We start from the raw sequence: 1,613 nt of genomic DNA, 5'->3' as shown, positions 1-1,613 counted from the left end.
GTTGCTTTTAAAGAATGTCCTCCAATCTCAAAAAAGTTATCATTAATTCCTACTTTTTCTATTTTAAGAACCTCACACCAAATTCTTGCCAATACCTCTTCCATTTCATTTCTCGGTGCTTCATAGTCATTTGTAATTTCTTCTAAATCTGGCTCTGGAAGTACCTTTCTGTTCAGCTTTCCGTTAGGAGTTAACGGCATCTTTTCCATCTGAACAAAGTAAGATGGAACCATATATTTTGGTAAACTTCCATTTAAATAGCTTTTTAAGTTTAAGTCTTTAATACCTTTGTTACTTACTACATATGCACATAAGTACTTTTCATTTGTTTTAGTTTCTTTTGCCAAAACTACTACTTCTTTTATACTTTCATGTTGTAATAATCGATTTTCGATCTCTCCAAGTTCGATTCTAAAGCCCCTTATTTTAACCTGATTATCTATTCTTCCCAAAAACTCTATGTTTCCATCAGGTAGCCATCTTGCTAAATCTCCTGTTTTATACATTTTTGTTCCTTTTGCAAAAGGGTTATCCACAAATTTCTCAGCCGTTAACTCTGGACTGTTATAATAGCCCCTTGATACCCCTGCACCACCTATATAAAGCTCGCCTATTACACCTACAGGTTGAAAATCGCAGGCTTTATTCAAGATATAAAATTTAGTATTATGCATTGGCTTTCCTATTGGCGTATTAACTAAATTTGCTGGTATATTTTCTATTTTTTCTTCATAATAACTAGAATCAATTGTAGCTTCTGTTACACCGTAGCTATTGAGTATTCTCATCGTTTGTCCATATTTTTTCACTAACCTTTTATAATCTTCTATAGCGCAGCTATCTGAACCTAATATTAATAACTTCAAGCTTTCTAAAGGCAAGTTGTTTTCATCCACATAGTCCATGAGTGTTAAGACTAAACTTGGAGTTGATTCAAATATATTGATATGGTTTTTCTTGATTGTTTTATACAACTCTTCCATGTTTATTCTTATATCACTTGGACATATATACATGGTGCCCCCAGTTAATATACTTCTGCATAGATCTCCTGAGAATACATCAAATGATATACTTGCCATTTGCAGCAAGTTCACTTTAAATTGATCTAAATGATAATGACTTATCCAGCTATAGACCATATTTATGACATTACCTTGAGTGACCATTACTCCTTTCGGTTTTCCAGTAGTACCTGATGTATATAAAACATACAATAAATCTCCTTGTTTATTTATTATTTCTAGGTTTGATTTATCGTTTGAATACACATCATCCTTATTTATATCTATTATCTGGCAATCTATATCAATACTGTCTATATATTTTGTCTCTGTTATTAATAAATTTGCATGACTATTTTGCAGGATATAACTTACTCTTTCTTTAGGATAATTGGGATCTATCGGTATATAAGCAGCACCAGCCTTAATTATACCTAGTACTCCGACCATCATTTCTACAGAACGATCTATCATTATGGCCACAACAGTTTCAGGCACTACACCTTTTTCTCTTAAGATTCTTGCAAGACTATTTGCTTTTTCATTTAACTCTCTATACGTTAGTTGATTTTCTTCATATACTACCGCAATGTTTTCAGGTGTTTTTTC

1 protein-coding gene is annotated in these 1,613 nt (G+C 32.4%); it reads right to left on the bottom strand.

The window, feature by feature from the left end; genetic code table 11:
* The coding region (locus LZ480_RS19590) for a non-ribosomal peptide synthetase (protein WP_241371222.1) at positions 1–1,613 on the bottom strand (1,613 nt) is incomplete at both ends.

The sequence above is a fragment of the Solibacillus palustris genome, from assembly GCF_022549215.1.
In the GTDB taxonomy this organism is placed as follows: domain Bacteria; phylum Bacillota; class Bacilli; order Bacillales_A; family Planococcaceae; genus Solibacillus; species Solibacillus daqui.
This window is presented reverse-complemented; position numbering and strand designations above follow the sequence as displayed.